The following is an 18,234-nucleotide window of genomic DNA, read 5'->3' on the forward strand; positions in this document are numbered from 1 at the left end:
GGCTGTGCGAAAAATTGTTAGGTAGGCGGATCAGAGTGGTGAGTTAACGATCTGGTTTCCATTGGTGAACGGCTAATGCGGCGGCTCCGAGGGCTCCGCCATACATGCCGAACTGCGATGCAACAATCTGAGGAGCTTTGGCGTGTTTGGTGCTTGATAGCGGATTCACGACATTGCGGAGCGGTTCCAGAAAAGTTTCACTTAGTTTGGCTAGTGGTCCAGCGACGATCATTAACTGAGGATTGAGCAGCAAGCTGATCTGAGCAATCACTTGACCCACGGCCGTCGCAGCCTGAGTTAGTGCTTTAAGCACCAATGGATCGTTCTCTTCCGCCGCGTGAAGCATGTCTTCCAGAACGATTCTATTGCGTTTGAGGGTCAGCATCGTGTCTGCGCCAGCCATGGTTTGCTCAGCTAGTTCCGAGAGAATCGCACGTACCGAGGCGATTTGTTCGAGCGGGAGTATCTCTTGCGATTGACGCGTGGCTCGCCGACATGGCCAGTTCCCGATCTCACCTGCTAAGCCGTCGCGTCCGGTATGAAGGCGTCCATCGATCACCACACCAGCTCCGATGCCACTACGAATCCCGAGACAAACAAAGTCGCTCACACCGCGGGCCGAACCAAACCATTGTTCCGCCAAAGCCATGGCGCGGATGTTGTTTTCGATGTAGACTGGCACCTCAAATAGTTGAGTAAAGTGACCAACCAACGAGATATTGTGCCAACTCGGAATATGTTCGTAGTGGACGGCGATCCCCTGGGCATGATCGATGACGCCAGGTACACCGATTCCAATTCCTAACAGGCGATCTGAGTCAGCGATGGCGCGAATACCAGATTCAATCTTGTCGACAACCTGTTTCGCCGAATCGGATGCAAGAATGCGAATGACCTCTTGCTGGTGAACTTTCTGTGAGAAGTCGACGGATGTGATGGCAATCTGCGAAGCTTCAAAATCGACACCAATAAAGTGCCCAGCTTGCGGATCGAGTTCGAGGATCGTTCGCGGCCGACCGGCGCCACGAACTGCTTTACGGCCTTCCTGTAAATATCCTTCGCTGACAAGTCGATCGACGTAGAGGCCAACCGTCGAAGGGGCCAGGTTCAATTGACGTGCAAGCTCAACGCGCGAGACCGATTCGGACTGACGGACCAAGCGAATCAACTCCGACTCGGCTTCCGCGATCGCGTTTTGCTTCGTCTTGACAGCCTTCATCAAATTTCCTTGCGGGCAACGAATTAACTGCCTAAGATATTATTTCGATTTCAAAATAAAGTCAATCGACTTCATGCGAGATTCCAGAAACGAGTTGCTACGCCCCCGGCAGCTTGTGACCTCATCCCCTTCTCCGAGAGAACTCCTTCATGTCATCTGCTCCTCGCCATGTGTCTCGTCGTACGTTTCTAGCCGTAGGAGCCGCATCGATATCGATGCCCTCGATCGTGCCGAACTTTGCCAACGCTGCCCCAGGCGAGCGAATCAATGTTGGCGTTATTGGACTTGGCTCGAGGGGGTTCAATTTAATTGATGACCTTTTAGCGGCATCCGATGCGCAGATCGTGGCCGTTTGCGATGTCGATAAGTTGCACTATCGAGATCAGCCTTGGGGTGAGGGGCGAAAGTTCGGACTGAAAGCAGCTCAAGAGTACATTGAGCAAAAATCGGGATCCCGAAGTGGCGTATCCGGGTATAGTGACTATCACGAAGTCTGCTCACGCGAAGATATTGATGCCGTTATCGTGGCGACCCCTGATCACTGGCATGCGATCTGTACGTTGGAAGCACTTCAGAACGGGAAAGATGTGTACTGCGAAAAGCCAGTGACGCATACGTTTCGTGAGGGTCAAACGGTTTATCAGGAAGTCGCCAATCAGAAAGCCATCTTCCAAACGGGAAGTCAGCAGCGAAGTGATTGGCGATTTCGCCGAGCGGTAGAACTCGTGCGTAATGGGCATCTAGGCAGAATTCAATCGATCGAAGTCGGCTTACCACCGGGCTACGAAGCACCTCAAGGAGACCCCAAGGTCACTCTTCCGCCAGAACATCTCGACTACGACTTTTGGTGTGGTCCTGCTCCGAAATTGCCCTACACGCGTGCTCGGCATCATCGGTGGTGGCGTGGGCATCGGGCATTTGGTGGCGGTGTGCTGATGGACTGGATCGGTCACCACAACGACATCGCACATTGGGCCCTCGACCTCGATCACTCAGGGCCAACTCGCGTCGAGGCGGTCGGCTGGACGTTCCCACAGACCAACATTTACAACACACCACATCATTATGAAATCAGATGCGAATACGCCAACGGTACAAAAAGTTCGATTGGTAATGGGCATCCTATCGGAACACGCTTCGTTGGTGACGAAGGTTGGGCGTTTGTCACGCGAGGAAAAATTACGGCCTCTAGAATGGAATGGACCGACCCGAATTACGATCCTGGCCAGGAAAAGGTTTATGAATCCGACAATCACATGCGAAACTTCTTAAATGGGGTACGCAGCCGCACGGCATGTATCTGCCCAGCTGAGACGGGACATCGTTCGATCACGCCTGGGCATCTGGCCTATGTATCACAGAAGCTAAACCGCCCACTGAATTGGAATCCAGAAGAGGAAGTAGTTATCGAAGATTCAGATGCTAATAAGCTTCTGCAAGCTCAAGACTATCGCGAGCCTTGGGGATAATCACGGGGCAGTCTGACAAAGGATTATCGAGAAGCTTTCAATTCTGATATCGCGCTCTTGAGTTTCTCTTGAGCCTTCGCATCTTTCGGCAACGCGTCGTCACGAAATGCTGGTAGAAGCTTGTCCCATACAACGTTCAATTCTGCCTGCATGTTGCCGGTGTTGGCGGTGATTGCAATGACCGCGTCTTGTTCAGGCAGCACGATGCAGAACTGGCCATCCTTACCGTCGCCGCGAAACGCCCCGTGTCGGCACTGCCAGAATTGAAAGCCATAGCCTTGGTCCCAGTCGCTATCGGGGTTACTCCCATTGGAAACCTGCTTGGAGGTTGCCAGATCGATCCATGATTCAGGCAGTAGCTGTTTGCCGTTCCATTTCCCTTTTTGAAGATATAGTTGGCCAAACTTAGCAATGTCTTCAGTGCGCAGATAGAGTCCGTATCCGCCAATTGAAATCCCTTGGGGGCACGTTTCCCAAGTCGGTTTGTCGATCCCTAGCGGCTCGAAGAGTCGAGGCGTGAGGTACTCCAACACGGTCTCGCCGGTGACCTTCTGTACGATGGCCGAGAGCATGTAAGTAGCCGGAGTATTGTATCGAAAGTGGGTCCCAGGCTTGTGGGGCACAGGGTGGGCAAGAAAGGCTTTCACCCAATTTGATTGCTCTCGCCAGTTGAGCTCATCCTGATGGCCCGCATTCATCGTCAGGAGATCTCGAACTCGCATCGCTTTGAGATTTGCGGACGGTTGTTCGGGAGCATCATCAGGAAAGAACTTGAGAACTGGATCGTCAATGCTTAGCTTTCCTTCTTCGACTGCGAGACCTACCGCAGTGGACGTAAAGCTTTTACTTAGCGACCACAGAATATGAGGCTGGTCGGCGGACTCTGGTTTCCACCATGCTTCCGCGACAACTTTGCCATGTCGAACGAGCATGAAGCTGTGCATCGAGTTCACTTCACGGTCTGCCGTTTCGATATATTCCAGAAGTGACTGGGAAGATACTCCTTGCGATTCAGGTGTCGCACGCGGAAGGCGAGTTTCTTGGGCGATTGCCAACTGGGGGCCGACGAACAGTAAAACAATCAGGCAGGCTGCGAGTGATTTCATCGTCTTGATCCGGCTTGTGCGAAGATGAACGTGGCTGGGAAGCGTTGATTTAGCTCCCCCAATATTGGGCGATCTTCCGTCGTAAAAAGTCGGCACTACGGCGCAGTTGTTCAATTCCTTCGACGCCGTCTTCAATACTGATCCAACTGTCGAAGCCTTGGGACTTGAGTTCGCTAAAGATCGCATCGTAGTCGTTCAGGCCTTTGCCGATCTCGCCATGGCTGAGTCGTTTGGCATAGCCCTGGCTTCCTCCTTCTTCCCGACGTAAGTCTTCCAGCGTGCCTTCCAATAGATATCGATCACTGGCATGCATCGTGACGACGCGATCGGAAACACGCTTTAGTAATTCAATTGGGTCGTCCCCGGCCAGGAAAGCGTTGCTAGGATCGTAATTCACACCGAAGTTAGGATGGTCGATCGCAGCTACGAGGGCACAAAAGACATCCATATTCTGAGCGAATTCAGGATAGTCCCAAAAGTCGTCTTTGTAATGGTTTTCTAGAATCAATGTGACGTTTCGTTCCTGAGCGAACGGTAAGCATGCCTGGATACTTTCCGCCGCCAGTTTGACACCTTCCTTCATGCTTAATTCTGGACGCCGCTGACCGCTAAGCACACGACAGTAGTTGCCACCAAGCGTATGCGTCATCTCGATCCACCGCTTTTGTTTTGCAATCTCTGCTTCACGAAAACGGGCGTCAGGATGGGTGAAATCAGGCGAGCAACACAGCATGGGAATGGTCATGCCGAGGTCTTGGACCTGCTGGCGAAGAAGTGGCCAATTCGATTCGTCGGCCATCTCTAGAAAGCCAGCGTAGAATTCGAGACCATCAACGTCGAGTGTGGTTGCTAGGTCAAACCATTCGGTAAGTTTCATCGAGCCATCTTTGCAAAGGGCTTGCATGTAGGCTTTCGGGAACGCGGCAAGCTTGGGCATAGTGAGTTGCTTGGATGAGGGGGGAGGTGTGCAGGAGAGCTACTGACTTGAACCGATTCGAGTTGGCTAAACCGGTTTCAGAACCGACTTCACGACCTCGCCGTGATGCATCTTCTCGAATGCCTCATGCCACTGGTCGAGAGGCCAAACGCCCCCAATGATTGGCTTCACATTGAGTTGCCCGCTGGTGAGTAACGCCAACACACGTTCCCAAATGGGCCAGTTGTGGCTGAAGCTTCCTTGTAGCGTGATATTCTTTTGAACCAATGGATCGAGGTTGAATCCCAGCGGTTGTGGACCCCAGCCAACTTTGCTGATCCAGCCTGCTGGGCGAACGACGTCGATGGCGATTTTGAGGGTCGCGCTGGCTCCGGCAGCATCGATCACTCCATCGCAACCTAGTCCATCTCGAGCACGGGCCCAATCGTCGGGGCTGCCGACGATTCCCTCGCATCCGTAATGCTCCTTCGCGATTTCCAGTCGAAGACGATCACTTGCCAATCCGACCAATGCGACCTCTGCGCCGCACAATCGAGCCATCGCGGCGCACAATATTCCAATCGTTCCCGGCCCCAGAACAACAACACGATCGCCTGGTTCGATACGAGCATTTCGTACGACGGCGTTGTACGCTACGCAGCACGGTTCTGTTAGGCAGGCATACTCAAACGGAAGCGAATCAGGAACGGAATGTAAAATCCGCGACGGAACTCGGACGTAGCGAGTCATCGCGCCATTCACGCCGTAACCAAACCCTTTGCGTGTCGGGTCCAGATTGTAAAGTCCGCGACGCGACATGGGGTTGCGTTGATCGATGATGGCGGCCGTCTCGCTGACTACTCGGTCTCCCTTCTGCCACCCCTCGACGGCCGATCCGACTTCGACGATGTTACCGCCAAACTCATGTCCCAGGACTACGGGATAGTTGACCGGCCAAGAGTGATCGGCTGTCCATTGATGAAGGTCGCTGCCGCACACCCCGACATTGGCAACTTCAAGTAACACATCTTCGCTGCCAATTTCGGGGCATTCCAGTTCACGAAGTTCGACCGATCCCTTTTCAGGAGCGAAATTGACGACGGCTGCGGATTTCATGGGTAGAGGACTCCTCTCCTTGGAAGGTTGGTGCGTACTAAGCAACATCCTGGGCATGGACGGCTTCGCAAATCATGCGGAGGGATACTTCAAGATCGCCATCGGCCGTCTTGAAGGCATCAGCATCGATCGTCAAAGGAGCTCCCAGAACAACTAGCGGTGCTCCGTACTTCGGGCAAACAATTGCTTGTTCTAGAGAGAGGCCGCCAACGGCTTGCACCGGAACACTGACCGCTTCAACCACTTCACGTAATTGATCTAGCGGGCTCGGCATACGCTCGCCTCGGGCAGCGATCCCGCGTCGTTCGTCGTACCCGATGTGATGAATGACGTATCCACAGCCAAGATCTTCCAAGCGTCTTGCTCCGACAACCATGTCTTCAGAGACCATGTTGTCTCCCATTACCTGACAGCCGAAGTCGGCGCCGGCTTTGACAACGCATCGGATTGTTTCTTCGTGAGCACGTGCCATCACGACGACATGGGTGGCGCCAGCCTTGGCCATCATCTCGGCTTCCAGATAGCCACCATCCATCGTTTTCAGGTCGGCAACGATCGGAGTGTCCGGAAACGTCTCACGCAGTTTGCGGACGCCATGAAGTCCTTCGGCGAGAATAAGCGGGGTGCCCGCCTCCAGCCAGTCGACACCGGCCCGCATGGCGAGATGGGCCGTTTCCAAAGCTTCGTCAATGTTGGTCAAATCGAGAGATATCTGAACGATGGGGCGCATGAAGGGAGTGTCCTCATTGGTATTGAGGGAGATAGGTAGCGGGAATAGCAGGACACGGAAACATGTCGCTAGTGATAAGGTGGGACGCCAATCAGCTGATACCAACTCAATTCGGTATGAGCTGATTGCGTTTCAAGTTGAAATCGTTCACGTCAGAGAATGTTCCCTCCGACGTAAACATACGGTAGCCGCTAATTCTTTGGTTTTACCGAGATCTGGTAGCGTACTGGCACAACGGCGTCTTTAGCGACCGTGTAGGCCTTGTCGTCGACAGCAAACATCTTGTCGCGAAGGTTGTTCATGGCCGATTGAATTTCCGGATCGTCCCCGAGCGAGCCCTGGAATTGACGGAAGTTGGTGACCAGACCTTTGATCATCGTGGTTTCAAACGCTTGTTTGCGGTCCACCTTATTCATCACGTTATCAAACGGCTTCGAGAACGGATTGTCAAGGAATTCCGCAGCCAGATTGATTCCAGAAGTAAGTTGCTCTTTCGTGAAGGTCTTTGTCTGATCGCCAAAGGTAACATCTGCTTCCGCGGCAGAGAGGTTATTGACCTTCAGTGTGAAGCGATTCAGGTCTTCATTGAACGGGGTGAACGGTAAAATGCTGACCGTGCCGTTGGGATCTTTCTCGTTCCCCGTAAAGCAAAATGGGTAACGAGTACTTTCTATTTCCACCGATCCGTCCGAGCTTGCTCCGACGATCTTGTGTCCCTCGCTGGCTTCTGAGTCGCCACCGATGTTGATCGTGATCGTCCCGATGTCACCACTAACGCCCAGGGCCTTCAGGAACGCGTAGGCCATGATCAAATGACCGTTTGCCGCCGGGTGAACGCCGTCGCCACCAGCAACATGATACTGCTCGCCTAATTTTTCCTTGGCGGCGACCATCGATTGGTGCATGTCACCGAAGACATCGGCATGTGGGAACTTGTTTTCATCGGCAAGTGATTTGGCGATCTCACCCAATTTCTTCAGGTTTGCATTGTAAACCTGATCGAAGTCGGCTCGATCACGTGCCCAGGTGAAGCTATCGACTACGCCGGGCGAGCCGACAACAACCGTGACCCCTTCCTTCTTCATGCGATTGATAATGTCCCGCATTCCGTCTTCGTACGCCTTGCCGATGTTGTCGTCGTAGGCACGGTACGAACCGTCGTTCATACCGTAGCAGGTGGTGATGACATCGGGGTGCCACGGAATCAAGTCGTTTTCCATGCGGTTGGCAAACCCTGGTGCTCGCTCGCCGCCCCAACCGAACTGGAAGCATTTGATGTCCAGTTCTGGATGACAGGCCAACAGATAGGTTTCCATGAACTTGCTGTACTGCTTCTGTTCGGTGATCGAGTCGCCGATAATGGCCAGCCGATCTCCTTTTTTCAAAATCGGCTGCTGAGCAGCGACGACATTTAACAGACAAAACAACAGTAAACAACTAAGAACAACGCGCATGAGGAGGCTCGCAGTGACTTGGGGATGGGAAGAAGGAAGGAGCTTGGTTGTTGAAGACTACTTAAGTGGCAACACTTCGACTTTACGGATGCTAACCTTGCTGCCTGGGTCGTGCTGTTGGAAAGCGAAGTGACCTTCCTTGAAGGTTTTTTCAAAGTCCAAGTATTCGTACAGTTCGTTTCCGTCGATGGTGACCTTGATGCGGGTCATTTCGCGTCCACGCCAAACGTCGTCACGAACTTCCAACTCGTAGGTGAACCAGTCGCCTGGCTTGACGAGTTGCTTGTAGACGTGGCACATGCCGTAGATCGAGCCGGTACGAATCGGATCGGTATGCGTGCTGTCGATTTGAGCTTCGTATCCATCCATGAAGCCAGGACGTCGGGTGGTGCGGAAGTAAAGACCAGAGTTTCCACCGTCGTTGATTTTGACTTCAGCGCGATACTTGAAGTTCTTGTAAGGTCCCGTGGTGTTTACCAACATCGAAGGATTGCCTGTCCCTTGGATGGCACCATCTTTCACTTCCCAGTGGCTATCGTCGTTGCCGATCTTCTCCCAACCTTCTAGGGTCTTTCCATCAAAAAGTGTAGTCCACTTGGCGTCGTCAGCCGAAGCGACGGAAACCAGCGATGTGACAGCGAGAATAGCAAAGGTGCACGACAAAATACGTGGCAAAATCATGGGAATCCTAATCGAGAATCGAGTGGCAAAACTTGTAGAAACGATTGTTTTGTACCTACCGATTGTAGCCACTGGAATTCAAATAGCCATCAAGGGAGAACTGCGTGGACATCACGTGATATCGCTCATGTGGAAGGGGCTATTGTCTGGCACTGGCGGGGTAATTGAGAATCTTAGTCGCGCGATCCTTAGATCTGTTTCGCGTCTATTCAACGATCAATTCGCCGTTCATCACCATCCAGTGCCCCGGAAAGCTGCATAGGTATGGATAACGTCCTGGCTGCTGAGGTGCATGGAAGTAGATGGTGAACTCCTTTTGGGGCTCGACAATGTCGGTGTAGCTCAGGACGGCGTCCGACTTGGGGACGTACTGATTCAAAGCGGCTGCAGGGTCTGCGACCAGCTTATTGGCTAATTCGCCAACGGTTGCCAACTTACCCGGTTTGAGCAACACCCAGTTATGCGGGACCACGTCCGGGTTCACGAATGTCAGCTGTACTAATTCTCCCGCTTTTACACGTAACTCTTTCGTTGAGTAAGTCAGGTTCGGTCCCGCCGCCAGTTGTAAGATGGCTTCGGGAGTGGCTTTCGGTTTGGATTGCCAAGGATTCGGTTTACGGTTTCCCAATAACGCCATGTCTTGCAGTAGCGGATGGGCCGCAATTACTTTCTCAATCGGCCGATAGCCAGGAAAGTTAGTGAACGGTTTGTCAAGCTGATGGACGGTAAAGAACATCTCTTGCGGTGGGCCAGAGTCGACTGTCAGTAAGAGGTGTAATTGATTCGCTGGCTGAAGCTCTGGAATCTCAACGAAGACCGACTTTTCGCCGACAGGATGCACGCAGCCAATTTCAACCGCTTCGTGACCGACGACGCCAGGATGGCTGGGGGCTAGTTCCGGCGAACCATAACCAGAACTGTATCGGTAATTCCAAACCTGGGCGAAGTTAGAATTCGCTTCGCGAATTGAATCCGCTTCGACCGGTTCAGCAAACGTCAGGAGGATGCCATTCTCATGCAGATGGAAACCGATCGGCAATTGAGTTGGCTTGCTGGTGTAGCGCACACGCTGGAAACAACCATCGTCAGGCGTATAGGATCCCCAGCCGGTCATGCCGCTTACGTACAGCTGGCCATCATGCGGATTCATCTTGGCACGATGAATCCCGGAACGGAATTCTCCTGGTAGCGGAACAACGGCACCTTGCGATTGACCATTGACTTCGTCACGGAGGACGAGGAAGTGAGTCCCCATTCCGAACGACGTGTGTACTAGATGTCCGTTGAGTGGGCCGAACCGATTGTCATCGATCGCAACTTGGCCGCCGCTGCTGTTGTCCAGTCCGCGTGGCAAATAGACCAGCGGCAAAGAGGGGGCTTGGCCATTCTTCGGACCTCGGTAACCAAAATGTTGCACCGGGGCTGATTCTGGATTAACCAGGCAGATCATCGACGCAGGTGTCCAACCTCCCTCACTGCAAGGGACCGTAACTTTGCCATCCAATGTTAGACCGAGGCCGTCAGGGTTGCGGAACCCAGTGGCAACGACTTCCGATGTTTGACCATCGGCTGAAATTCGAACCACACCATCCTTGCCAGATGCGGTATAAAACCGGCCTTGGTCATCGCGTACCAGGCCACATGTGAAGTCGTGTCCGCCTGGCGAGGTCGCGAACGAGTTGCTGAAGCACTGATAGTAGTCGGCTTCTCGGTCGCCATTTAGATCGACCAGCTTGGTAATCTGATCACGTCCCAGAACGTAGATCTGGTCCTTGTCGACCACAATCCCTAAAGGTTGATGCAAGCCGGAGGCAAACTGTTTCCAACGCACGTCTTCCAACGATTCGTCCAATCCTGAGACCAACCACACGTCGCCCGTCATCGTTGAGAGGACTGCTGTTCCGTCCGAGAGGAAGTCGTGATCACCAATGAACAATAGCGAGCCGTTCAGGTTTTCAAAAGGTAGCTGGATAGTATCGACGGTGTATGGGCTATCGTTGCTTCCAAGTGTTCCGGTCGTCGTTATTTCGGTCGGCCATTGCGAAGGTGGAGCCTTAACCTGCGAGGCAAGTGGGTGTCTGTCCGCTTCGGCAACTGTTCGTTCGAACTGCCCATCACTTACCCAAGGGGCGTCCAAGTAATATTTGTCACCAATGCGATACGAGAACACGATGCGTTGGCCAATTCGATAATAACCGAGGTACCTAAACGGTTGATGGGGCTTCGAGGATTCAGGCGTAGGCAACATCTTGCCGACTGGCCGCAAGCCATCCATGAAGCCGTGCCGCACGTTCGAGAAGCTGACGAAGCCGCCTTGCCAAAGAGCTTCGTATGAAAGGGTCTCTGGATTGAAACAAGCCGATAGTTCTCCCTGGTCACCCAGTTGAATGCAGATTCCTTTCGAAATTGCCTTGCCGGGCAAGTGAGTGACGCCTGCGAGAACCGGCGTTTTATCGACTTGGCTCCAGCGGCCATCCTTCCACGTCTCTTCGTTCTGATTGCCCCAGTGCCCTTGGCTCCCGCCATCCAGGCCTGGATAGGCAGGAAGTAAATGCGGGGGACGTGTTTGCGAACCGAAGAACATCGCTTCTTTGCGGTAGAAGTCGTACAGGCGATCTCGATTGACAGGATGTTTGCTCAGCTGCCACTGGCTCGGATCAAGCGGCGTTCGGTCGTAATCAAATTCGGCCGGTGTCTCTGGTAGATGAACTTGCTGGGCTAGTTCTGGGCGATGTCCAAGTTCGATCAGAAATCGCACCAGATCGCGGCGTTGAGAAATGCTCATTGCGTTGGCCAGGCCAACTGGCATCAACGTGCCAGTATCACGTGAAGCTTCAATATCATCCCGTGAGATGGTCGTTATCTTCCCCGTCGCCGGATCAACAACTTCGATGGAATGAGCTGATTCGCTTCGTTTATATCCCTTTTCACTTTGTCCATCGGCCAGCTGAAATAACCAGACGGCATACTCCGGCTTCACGGTATGCGTTGGCCACAATACAGCTTCCACAATCTGCTCGGGCTTCATTCTCTTTCCGAGATCCGACAAGTCTGGACCGACGGTTCCTCCTTGGGCCCCAATCTTATGGCACGAAAGACAGGCATACTTGGTCGATCGGAATACGCTCATGCCGCGATCGACGTCGCCGTTCTCGCTGGCCGATTTGGCAATCAAGTCAGAGAACTTTGCATCATAGGCCTCTGGAATCTTGAACATCGCGATGGCCGACTCATCAGGGCGGCAGAATTCATCGGATTCTGCAGCCCCGACGGAGTTGTTAACGGCTAAGAGAAGCAGGAAGCACCAAACGCAGAGTGCAGACTTCTGACGGGACATGCGAACGACTCAGGAAGAATTGCTATGAAGGAGGGACTGCAGGGAATTGCAGGCAGATCTTCAATATAGCCGTTCTCTCGGGCGAATTCACGCCTCGTAGAAACGAAAACAGGCCAACCGGTGAAAACCGATCGGCCTGTTGATTATTGTGTCGTCGAACCTGTCGGAACGAAATCGCTGGTTAGGCAGACTTTCGCATGACTTTCAGTTCAGGCTTAGCAAAGCCAGCGAGTCGCTGCATGTCGTGATCGACCATCTCTTCGACCAATTTTTGGAACGACATCTTTGGCTTCCAGTTGAGTTCGGTCTGTGCCTTTTCGGGATCAGCCAATAGCAACTCGACTTCGGCGGGGCGGTAGAACTTCGGATCGATCACCACATGATCTTCCCAGTTCAAACCAACGCGATCGAAGGCGATTTGAACGAAGTCGCCGACGCGATAGGTCTCACCGGTTCCGATGACATAATCGACCGGAGCATCTTGTTGTAGCATCAACCACATTGCTTCGACGTAGTCTCCAGCAAAGCCCCAGTCGCGGCAGGCGTCGAGGTTGCCCAATCGAAGTTCATCGGCCATGCCCAGCTTGATACGGGCAACGCCATCGCTGATTTTGCGAGTGACGAATTCGAGACCACGACGAGGCGATTCGTGATTGAATAAAATCCCACCGCACGCATACATGTCGTAGCTCTCGCGGTAGTTGACCGTCATCCAATGTCCGTATGCCTTGGCGACGCCGTAAGGGCTGCGCGGATGGAACGGAGTTGTTTCTCGTTGAGGTGTTTCGTGAACCTTGCCAAACATTTCGCTACTGCTGGCTTGGTAAAAGCGGATCGATGTATCGACTTGGCGAATTGCTTCCAGAAGTCGCGTGACGCCCAGTCCGGTGACTTCGCCTGTCAGGATCGGTTGATCCCAACTGCTGCCGACAAAGCTTTGGGCCGCTAGATTATAGACTTCCGTTGGCGAGACTTTGCGAACAAGGCGTTCCATCGAAGCCTGGTCCAGCAGATCGGTGCAGTGAAGTTCGATCTTGTCGACCAAATGGTGAATCCGCTCGAACGAATTCGTACTGCTGCGACGATAACAGCCATGTACTTCGTAACCCTTGTCGAGCAGGAATTCGGCCAGATACGAGCCATCCTGGCCCGTGATTCCGGTAATGAGTGCAATGTTCGCCATGACAGTTCTTATGCCTTTTTTTGCTGACGTGGATCCATCCAGGGGGAGACAAGATTAGCGGATTCTTCTTAACAATAAAACGTCAATTCCAATCGCGATCGTTGTCCGTGTAGATCTTTTTAAGCGGCCGTCCTGGCTGCCTGACTACGCTCGTGCTGAATGTCACGGGCGATATCACCGACTGTGTCTAAAAGTTTAGGGAAAACTACCGACCAAGGTTCGTTGAGCGTTTGCATCTGAGGAGGCGTTCGCCATTCCTGGTCGGCTTCGAATTGGGAAATCAGTTGACTTAGATGACCGGGATCGTCGAGCGAGAAAAACCTGCCTTCTGGTCCTGCGACTTCCCGGAAGATAGGAATGTCGCTCGCGAAAACGTGTAGCCCATGATGAGCCGCTTCAACGATCGGAAGTCCAAAACCTTCGGACTTCGAACTCAGGACGAAAGCTTTGCTTCGTTCGTAGATATACGACAAAGTCGCGTCATCAATATTGTTAAGCAGGTGCAATCGCTTGTCAGCTTCTGGATGATTTGCAATACGTTGGACAAGATCGTCGCACTTCCAGCCAATTTGACCAACCAAGGCCAGCGAAACGTCTTTACCCTCCGCCCAGAGCTTTTCGAAGGCATCGAGTAGATAGTGGTGGTTTTTACGAATCTCAAGGGTCGCCACCATCAAGTAAGGCGCTTTGTCACGATCGACGAACAATTTCGCCAAGTCAGCGGATACGTTTGCTTCCGCAGACTCTTGTGGATCGCCCAGGTCGCAACCGAGGCGGACGTGGCGAATTTTCCAGTCTTCGAGGGGGCCGTTTTTCTCGTGGACGTAACTTCGTAGGTCGTCGGCAATCGCTTTTGCATCGCCAATCATAAAATCGACGGAGTGGATCAATCGTTCGATCCATCGCGAGAAGTTATTCTGAACGTGACCGGTGAAGAACTCCGGATAACGGACCGGAATCAAATCGTGAACCATGGCGCCGACAAGAGCACCGTTATTTCGAGCGTTATGAACCGCATCGAACATTTCTGGCAGGTCCCACCAGGAATCTGGCATCAGGATAACATCACCTGGACCAGGGTTCGCAGGTTCCAGAGAGGCTCGCCACGAGCGAATTATTCTTCGCACATTGCGATCGATCGTTCGTGGGTAGAGCAGTTTTCGCATTCGCGTGACAATCTTACTCACGCGCAGGCGATTCGAAGTGCTCACCCAACTGGGCAAGATTCCGTTTACCAAGGCTTGAACATCGACGGATGCTCGACGATATCCACGAGCGGCGCACCAACGGTCGACGTGGGCGAATTTGCCATCGACGTGAACAACCGGGAAACATTCGATCCCGTTGCGAGCGGAATACGCAACGGCTTCGCGAGCCAAGCACCGGGCAACGCGCTGAATGCCGGTGTTGTAATCGTGCGATGCGGTGTGCGTGATGTCGATCATTAATCGACGCATCGGTAAGTCCATTAAATCGTCCCGATCCGTGGTCTCCAACAAGCGAATTGGTTCCATTCGCCGAGCCGGATAATAGCAGAACCGATATTTGGGCCAAACCCCAATGTTCGTGCGGGAATAACGGAAGATCCGAAGCCAAATCCAAGCCCCAAACTTGGGTTTTTTACCGAGAAAAACTCGCTTTGGAGCCGTCCCAAGATGATGCGAACAAAAACGCAGTGATAAGAGTTCAATTGCTCGCTTGTAAGATGCGGCAAACGACTCACCGTTTAGCCGCTGGTGCGGTGCTAGCAGTGGCAAGCGCAACCAGCGCAAATAAACGATCAAGTGATCTGAAGTAAGGACTAGCCTGTGAGCTTCTCGAACAGAATCATGACCATGCGTCCTGAGATAACCACAGCGATGATCATCGAGCACGTTGCGATCATGCAGGATGGGACCTTGAGGCGAGACGGCGGCAGGTGAATGGCAAGGTACAGCATGGCGAATGCCAGCAGTGGAACCCCGACAACGGTAAGTGCCTGAGCGGTCACGATCAAATTCACGCTCGACCATTGCAGCCAGTTGATGATGATGGCGGCGATCATGCCAACAGCTAGGCCCGCAACGGTGAACATCTTGACGGGGCCGTCATTTACGCTTGCTGGTAAACCGAGACTATCGCTAAGGGCGGTCCCTCCAATTAGCGCGTTGACCAGCAACGAACTGAACGCCCCTGCCGCCAATCCAACACAGAACATTACTTCGGCTCGGGGACCGATAAGCGGGTTCAGCTGTTTGGCGACGTCGGTAATGCTGGAAACATCGCTACCCCGCAGCACGGTCGCAGAAGTGACCATGATGACAAAGCTGATGCCACCTAAGACCATGATGCCAGCAATCGAGTCGACAATTCCGTTGGCCAGATCATCGCGGGTCCATTTCTTTTCGCGGACTCCGTAGATCTGGTAAAACGCACCCGCAATCGAAAAGGTGGTGCCGAACATTCCCACGAGCATGACGATGTCGCTTCCGCTCGGCATCTGTGGAATAAAACCGCGAGCTACCTCATCAATTGGCGGCCAAACGACAACCAAATTGACAACGAAACCGACCAGCATGATGCCCACCATCAACATCATCAGCTTTTCGATGAACTGGTAAGGAGCCGAGCTGCCGTAAAGTGCCCAGACGAGGCCAAGATTCACCAGCACGATCACGATCAACGAGCCGTATTGAGCCATGACCCCCTCGGCGTTGCTGCCAATGGCAATGTTGACTACGTCGACAATTGCTAGGTTATTGGTGAATTGAAAACAACTGGTAATCAAAAAGAAGACTAGCCCAATCACGATTGCGAATGGTCTTCCCAAGCGATCGGCAATTTCTGTGAAGGGAGATTTCTCGTAGCTGATCCCTAGGACCGCGGCGAGAAAGACCGTCAGCGCCATGAAGAGCGAGGCCAACCCCAGCACCCAGATCATGTCGTAGCCATAACTTGCCCCGACCTTCGAGTTCGAGAGAATACTGCCCGGTCCCAGGACGACGGAGGCAACAACGATCGCTGGGCCAATCGCTTTGATAATTCGCAGAAAGGAAATCTTGTTCTGGGTTTCTACTGTGGCTTCGGACATAAAGACCTGGCTTTCATACGAAGAAATCGATCAACCTTTTGTGCAGGTTGATCGATCGTAGGTTGGACGTGAGGTGGAGAGGTATTATCGCAAGAGCGGCAGGCACTTTTCAAAGAGAAAAGTCAACGACATTTTCGCCTGAGGTCACATCCGCTGTGAGGCCTGATTGTTGGTCGCTACTGTACTTCATTGGAAGGATGGCTTCTACCGGCGCTTCCGGCCCGTTGTCTTTGACGGCGACAATCATGACTCGGTGCTTGCCAACAGGAACACCTTCTCCAAAGTCGCGCGTCTTACCGACGTAGGTACCATCCTCCCGTATGTCGGCAAATGCCGTCGGAAGTCCACCTGCTTCGGGGATAAACGTGATCGTGCCGGTAGTTAACGGCTTTCCCTTATAGGTAACGGTTCCCGTAACGTTACCCATTTCTGGGCCAGCGGGACCACACCCGACTATTGCGGTGACTAGGAGAACGAAGAGTGTGAAGTACTTATTCATGAGACACGATTACTGCATACGAAGATTTTGATTAGTGAAGGTGCAATAGAAAAACGCCGCCGCGGTCATCCGATCAATGGCGCGGCAGCGTCGAAAAGGTACTCTATTTGAAGTCAGGGATCACTTCACTGTTGTTCTTTGTTGCGAGTGCCTTGAGCACGTCGAGTCGGATCGTTTCGGCAAGGAACGTGACGCTTCCGTCTGACATCGCGAACATCGCACCGCCTGGGTGGTAGCTTCCGAAAGGAGTCGAGTTGGTCTCGAAGACGCCCTGATAGTTGATAGGAAACTGAACCATCTTGTGATCGATCATCAGCCAATCGGTATCGTTATAGCGGTAGAAGCCCCATACCCATGGTTTGATGCCGCCGAAACCAGTTGCCATATTCGGCGATTTCGACCAGCCCTGGGTGCTCGATAGTTCCCCAAGCAGCAAAGTGTTAGTGGTCCCATCGACCATGTCCGCGAATCGTGTCTTGCTGTTAGGGTAAAGGACACCGGAAGATGAGTAACCAGGGCGTGAGCTTGTTGCTGGTGGGTGATACTCGATATCGATCGAACCACCATTCGCTCGGTAATGAAGACCACCTTGCTGATCTTGGTAGGGGAAGTTACCGGAAACAACTTGGTCAGAGGCCGTTTCGCCCAGCGGTGAAGAGGGACACGTAATATTTGGCACGGGACCGAAAATGGGATTGTCTTGATTGTGGCTTCGGTACGGACTCCGGGTCATCATGTAGTCCTTCGCCAACGATTCCATTGCCTCGTAACGAGTTCCCTGTTCAAAGAATGGGAACAGGCGAGGAATCCAGCCCAATGGGTAGGTGACACTCGCTTGAAGGCCGCCCGGCATGAACTTGCCGTAGGTGTCGTGGTAGTTATGAAATGCTAAGCCAAGCTGCTTCATGTGATTACTGCACTGCATGCGCCGAGCAGCTTCGCGCGCTTGCTGAACAGCCGGCAGAAGCAATGAGACTAGCACGCCAATAATGGCAATCACAACCAATAGTTCAACGAGCGTGAAACCGTGAGTACGTTTCATAGATGACCTTGATTCTCTGTTAAGTGGAATAGCGGTAAGGAAAAAATAAGATCAGTTGTTGAATATTTGTGTTACTGGAGACTGTTGGAAAAGCTCGCAAAACGTAGTGTTTGTAGGTGATGTCAGCTGATATCAAAGTGCCCAAAAAAATTTGCTCGAGGCGATGAACTCAGCAGTTTGCTTTGTTTGAGGCAGCTCGACAATGAGCGATATCTAACGACGTGCAAAGTCCGCGCCATTCAAGCAGGCTGCAATTGGTTTCCGGTAATTGAGTGTCAATCGAGGTGCAATTACCGTGAAAAGTAAAAGAAAGATTTCACATCGTTCGCGAAAAACAACGCAGCTTTGAGCCTTCTAATACGCCAGACGCCCAAAAAACGGGCAGTGATTGATTTCGATCGCTCCCTTCTTA

The 18,234-nt window shown here is 52.6% G+C and carries 14 protein-coding genes; 1 reads left to right on the forward strand and 13 read right to left on the reverse strand.

The genetic code is table 11. The features are described 5' to 3' along the window. Nucleotides 1-43: 43 nt before the first annotated feature. Entirely contained in the window at nucleotides 44-1,219 is a 1,176-nt protein-coding gene (locus tag C5Y83_RS02635; RefSeq protein WP_105328099.1) for an ROK family transcriptional regulator, read from the reverse strand. A 149-nt stretch (nucleotides 1,220-1,368) separates the two neighbouring features. On the opposite strand from C5Y83_RS02635, the gene C5Y83_RS02640 reads away from it, so the two are divergent. Beyond that, nucleotides 1,369-2,688, forward strand: coding sequence for a Gfo/Idh/MocA family protein (locus tag C5Y83_RS02640; protein ID WP_105328100.1), 1,320 nt, complete (start codon nucleotides 1,369-1,371; stop codon nucleotides 2,686-2,688). 23 nt (nucleotides 2,689-2,711) lie between these two features. Here C5Y83_RS02640 and C5Y83_RS02645 read toward each other — a convergent pair whose 3' ends face one another. From C5Y83_RS02645 to C5Y83_RS02700, 12 genes are all read right to left on the reverse strand, one after another. Further along, nucleotides 2,712-3,794 carry a serine hydrolase domain-containing protein gene (locus C5Y83_RS02645; RefSeq protein ID WP_105328101.1) on the reverse strand — a complete coding sequence of 361 codons (1,083 nt, stop codon included), beginning with the start codon at nucleotides 3,792-3,794 and terminating at the stop codon, nucleotides 2,712-2,714. Nucleotides 3,795-3,843: 49 nt separating this feature from the next. Continuing rightward, a complete protein-coding gene (locus C5Y83_RS02650; RefSeq protein ID WP_105328102.1) occupies nucleotides 3,844-4,731 on the reverse strand; it encodes a sugar phosphate isomerase/epimerase family protein in 888 nt (295 codons plus the stop codon). Between the two features lie 66 nt (nucleotides 4,732-4,797). Then, on the reverse strand, nucleotides 4,798-5,826 hold the full coding sequence (locus C5Y83_RS02655) for a zinc-binding dehydrogenase (RefSeq protein ID WP_105328103.1): 1,029 nt from the start codon (nucleotides 5,824-5,826) through the stop codon (nucleotides 4,798-4,800). Nucleotides 5,827-5,863: 37 nt separating this feature from the next. Continuing rightward, nucleotides 5,864-6,556, reverse strand: a complete 693-nt coding sequence (locus C5Y83_RS02660; RefSeq protein WP_105328104.1) for an orotidine 5'-phosphate decarboxylase / HUMPS family protein — start codon at nucleotides 6,554-6,556, stop codon at nucleotides 5,864-5,866. Nucleotides 6,557-6,747: 191 nt separating this feature from the next. Further along, on the reverse strand, nucleotides 6,748-8,010 hold the full coding sequence (locus C5Y83_RS02665; protein ID WP_105328105.1) for an SGNH/GDSL hydrolase family protein: 1,263 nt from the start codon (nucleotides 8,008-8,010) through the stop codon (nucleotides 6,748-6,750). 57 nt (nucleotides 8,011-8,067) lie between these two features. Then, entirely contained in the window at nucleotides 8,068-8,691 is a 624-nt protein-coding gene (locus C5Y83_RS02670; RefSeq protein ID WP_105328106.1) for a DUF1080 domain-containing protein, read from the reverse strand. Between the two features lie 205 nt (nucleotides 8,692-8,896). Further along, nucleotides 8,897-12,028 carry a DUF6797 domain-containing protein gene (locus C5Y83_RS02675; protein WP_105328107.1) on the reverse strand — a complete coding sequence of 1,044 codons (3,132 nt, stop codon included), beginning with the start codon at nucleotides 12,026-12,028 and terminating at the stop codon, nucleotides 8,897-8,899. A 181-nt stretch (nucleotides 12,029-12,209) separates the two neighbouring features. Then, nucleotides 12,210-13,211: a GDP-mannose 4,6-dehydratase gene (gene gmd / locus C5Y83_RS02680; RefSeq protein WP_105328108.1), complete on the reverse strand. Its 1,002-nt coding sequence runs from the start codon at nucleotides 13,209-13,211 to the stop codon at nucleotides 12,210-12,212. Between the two features lie 119 nt (nucleotides 13,212-13,330). Next, the gene (locus tag C5Y83_RS02685) at nucleotides 13,331-14,668 is read right to left on the reverse strand and encodes a glycosyltransferase family 4 protein (RefSeq protein ID WP_158262202.1); all 1,338 of its coding nucleotides are present in this window, start codon (nucleotides 14,666-14,668) and stop codon (nucleotides 13,331-13,333) included. 344 nt (nucleotides 14,669-15,012) lie between these two features. Next, entirely contained in the window at nucleotides 15,013-16,281 is a 1,269-nt protein-coding gene (locus C5Y83_RS02690; protein WP_105328110.1) for an NRAMP family divalent metal transporter, read from the reverse strand. Between the two features lie 109 nt (nucleotides 16,282-16,390). Continuing rightward, nucleotides 16,391-16,780: a hypothetical protein gene (locus C5Y83_RS02695; RefSeq protein ID WP_105328111.1), complete on the reverse strand. Its 390-nt coding sequence runs from the start codon at nucleotides 16,778-16,780 to the stop codon at nucleotides 16,391-16,393. Between the two features lie 103 nt (nucleotides 16,781-16,883). Continuing rightward, nucleotides 16,884-17,822, reverse strand: coding sequence for a DUF1559 domain-containing protein (locus tag C5Y83_RS02700; protein ID WP_105328112.1), 939 nt, complete (start codon nucleotides 17,820-17,822; stop codon nucleotides 16,884-16,886). Nucleotides 17,823-18,234: the final 412 nt, after the last annotated feature.

Origin of the sequence: Blastopirellula marina, assembly GCF_002967765.1 — a bacterium.
Lineage (GTDB): Bacteria > Planctomycetota > Planctomycetia > Pirellulales > Pirellulaceae > Bremerella > Bremerella marina_A.